Origin of the sequence: Cupriavidus basilensis OR16 (assembly GCF_000243095.1) — a bacterium.
GTDB lineage: Bacteria > Pseudomonadota > Gammaproteobacteria > Burkholderiales > Burkholderiaceae > Cupriavidus > Cupriavidus basilensis_D.
Window position 1 is genome coordinate 1 of sequence record NZ_AHJE01000220.1, and the last position, 3,093, is coordinate 3,093.

The window sequence follows — 3,093 nt, forward strand, 5'->3', positions numbered from 1 at the left end:
GGTGGGGTCAATTTCGCGCTTACAGCGCTTCTGCCGATACCGTCAACTTCCGTGTGTCAGTCTGACGTACACCCCAACTGGACGTCAGGTGCAGTCCGCTATATCCGTCAGGTTAGGGTGAATCTCGGATTTTCTTGACACAATCTGCAATGGCTCTTAGAGTCCATCCTGACACTTTCGGGATTGGAGCAAGAACATGAGCGCAGGTAAGCGGGTTGCCTATGTGCGGGTGAGCACGGTAGACCAGAACACTGACCGCCAGCTAGAAGGCGTGGCAGTAGACAAGACCTTCACCGACAAGGCTAGCGGCAAGGACACCCAGCGGCCCCAGCTCCAAGCCGCATTGGATTACGTGCGGGAAGGCGATACGCTGGTAGTGCATTCGATGGACCGCCTGGCGCGGAACACTGAAGACCTCCTGCGCATGGTCCGTGAGCTGACCGCCAAGCATGTCAGCGTGGAGTTTGTGAAAGAGCGGCTCACCTTCAGCGGCCAGAGCGATGATCCGATGGCTACCCTGATGATGACCATGCTGGGTGGCTTCGCACAGTTCGAGCGGTCACTGATTCGTGAACGCCAGCGTGAGGGCATTGCCATTGCCAAGGAGAAGGGCGTCTACAAGGGGCGGAAGGCGGCATTGAGCCCTGAGCAGGTAGCCACGCTCAAGCAGCGCGCCGCCACAGGCGAGAAGAAGGCAGCCATTGCGCGGGACCTGGGAATCAGCAGGGAGACCCTGTACCAGTATCTCAGGCAGGTCGAGGGGGCTTAAGCTGACGCCGGGGTTCTATCGTGGTGTGCGGTGGTACGGTGCCGGTGTCGTGAGTCCACAGGGCTGGGGCAAAACTGGCCCTGTGCATTTCGTGAGCAGCTGAAGCGCATTCAACCTTATGCAGATGGCTCCTCAGGATTAAACCACTTGCTGCCAGGCCTATTCCAAGGAAGCGCTTCTTGGACCCGGAGTGTCCTCCATTTGCCATTCACAAATAGCTCGGCACTCAGTTGGCCAAGATGCCGCCGACCGTTTTTGTAGGTGAAAGTAACGAATTGAACTAAGAGCGGTTCTGGCCCGTCTCCCCATTGACGTTCAATGATGCTGCGGTTATCCGCATCCTTTTCATGCCTGCTATAGGTTATGAGCGTGGAAAACAGAGCCCGTCCCCTTGCTGCTACCAGCTTTTCCACCTCGTTAAACCGCTCCCCAAGCATCGCGGGTTGTTTCCACTCCCACTCAAGATGGGTAATTGCCCGCTCGCCGCAGTTCTGGTCGAAGTCCTTAATGACGGCATCGAACCTGCCCGCGTGTTCGAAGTGTGTCAAATATCCCATAAGGTCTCCGACTCCTTTGACGCATCCAGCGATGTGGGTGGTCCACGAGGCAGCGCCGAATTTCTCATCCATCTTGCCCTGCACTAGAGCAGACATCGGGAAGTCTCGGTACCAGAGATGCTGAAACAGGACGGTGAAGTCCTTGATCAATCCGCGTGTTTGTCTGTTCATGACCGGAACCTTTGTCAAAGCAAAAGGCTATTCTGAAGCATGCGCCACCGGAAATACACGGAAAGTGGCTGCGCGCGCAGGTAAACTTTCAGTCATCGCTTACTGACCACGATAGACCCCACATGACCGACCTCAAGCAGCCGACCCCCAATGATGTCCGCGCCCTCCTGGATGACTCTGGCCTGAGCCGTGAAGACTTCGCCGCACTGGTCCATGTCTCCAAGCTGACCGTTCACAAGTGGGTCCTTCCGAAGGATTCGGAGAACCATCGCGGCATTCCCCTTGCCGCGTGGGAATTGCTGCTTCTGAAGCTGGGCAGACACCCGGAGAAGAAACTAGTTGACCTGTAACCCATTGGGTTATTATCATGGCTTCACTGTGTGGCGAGCATCCCGCAAGCCCCGATACCTGCAAAGGTCCTGCATGTCCATCCTCAGCATTCCCCACGTTCCCTTCTCGCTGTCCATTGACGGCTCCCGCAGATTCTTCCTCCGCATCGGCAATCGCGCCTTGCACGTCTGCCCGGACTATGTGACCCGCAACCGTACCCCGCGCCTGTTCGAAGCTCATGCAGGGGAGGACAAGGGAAGCTGGGAATTGCTCATTCTGCGCCGCTGGCTGGTCACTGCCTCCCTCGAAAGCTAAGAACCCACTCTCGCTCTAGGCCCCAAGTGGCCCCAGCAGCCTCCCTATAAAGCGCCTTCCGGTCATCGGTTGGCGCTTTTGTGTTTCTGGCGCTTGCAAAGCATTGTCCAGTAAGGGCTAGCGGGGAAATGGCCTCTAAAACCTCCCTCTCGCAATAGGGCAAATTTGGGCAGCACATGAATTCGTGCGCTGAATTGCCGCCCGTACGCATTTCCTGGCGCTTCCCATCTGACCATTTCAGCGCCACTGGGGGATAGACACTCCCTGTCCGGTCTGGCCCGTGGGGGTGGCACCTGCCATCTCTGCGGCTTCCCTTTCTTCCTCCAGCTAATTCCATGTCAGCCATCAACCATCGCCAAAAGCGAGGCAAGCCCTCGCCATCGTCCTGGCCCCCAGCGCCCACTCCAGACGGTCTCCAGTACCGCCCAGCAACTCCGGAAGATGCCGCAGCGCTGGCCCCTCGGCTCCGTGCTAGTGACCTTGATGAACTCGCCCGGGTCAGTGACCGGCTCATCGTTGACCGCCTCCTGGATGGCATCCGACTTTCCGATGAGTCTTGGTCTTGCCTCAAGGACGGAGAGGTAATCGGCATCATCGGCGTAGGCAGCAATGGCACGCTGGGGACGGTCTGGATGCTGTGTGCACCTGAGGTAGAGCAACACCCGCGCCTCATGTTGGAACATCCCCGGGCCTGGCTGAGCAGCATTGAGGGCCGCTATGGCGTGCTCTGTAATGCCATGAGCGAGCACAACACGGCCACCATTGAATGGCTCAAGCACTTGGGCTTCACCATTGGCGACGTGTGCTCAGGGTTCGGCAAGCCTGGCGAGGTCTTCCGGCTGTTCTATCGGAGTCCCTCGAATGTGTGAACCGGTAACCATTGTTGCGGCGGCTACCGCGATTGCGGGCTTGATCATTCAAGGTGAGTCAGCACGAAAGCAGACCAACGCA

General features: G+C 57.8%; 5 protein-coding genes. 4 read left to right on the top strand and 1 reads right to left on the bottom strand.

Going from position 1 to position 3,093, the window contains the following annotated elements:
• Positions 1-196 precede the first annotated feature (196 nt).
• A complete protein-coding gene (locus OR16_RS38190) occupies positions 197-769 on the top strand; it encodes a recombinase family protein (protein ID WP_006164679.1) in 573 nt (190 codons plus the stop codon).
• Between the two features lie 116 nt (positions 770-885).
• On the opposite strand, the gene OR16_RS38195 is transcribed toward OR16_RS38190, so the two are convergent.
• Complete coding sequence (locus OR16_RS38195; protein ID WP_141639979.1) at positions 886-1,497, bottom strand: hypothetical protein; 612 nt, start codon at positions 1,495-1,497, stop codon at positions 886-888.
• 122 nt (positions 1,498-1,619) lie between these two features.
• On the opposite strand from OR16_RS38195, the gene OR16_RS38200 reads away from it, so the two are divergent.
• From OR16_RS38200 to OR16_RS43915, 3 genes are all read left to right on the top strand, one after another.
• On the top strand, positions 1,620-1,847 hold the full coding sequence (locus OR16_RS38200) for a helix-turn-helix domain-containing protein (protein WP_006164681.1): 228 nt from the start codon (positions 1,620-1,622) through the stop codon (positions 1,845-1,847).
• A 73-nt stretch (positions 1,848-1,920) separates the two neighbouring features.
• Positions 1,921-2,142, top strand: a complete 222-nt coding sequence (locus OR16_RS38205; protein WP_006164682.1) for a hypothetical protein — start codon at positions 1,921-1,923, stop codon at positions 2,140-2,142.
• A 335-nt stretch (positions 2,143-2,477) separates the two neighbouring features.
• Complete coding sequence (locus tag OR16_RS43915; RefSeq protein ID WP_141639980.1) at positions 2,478-3,011, top strand: hypothetical protein; 534 nt, start codon at positions 2,478-2,480, stop codon at positions 3,009-3,011.
• Positions 3,012-3,093 lie beyond the last annotated feature (82 nt).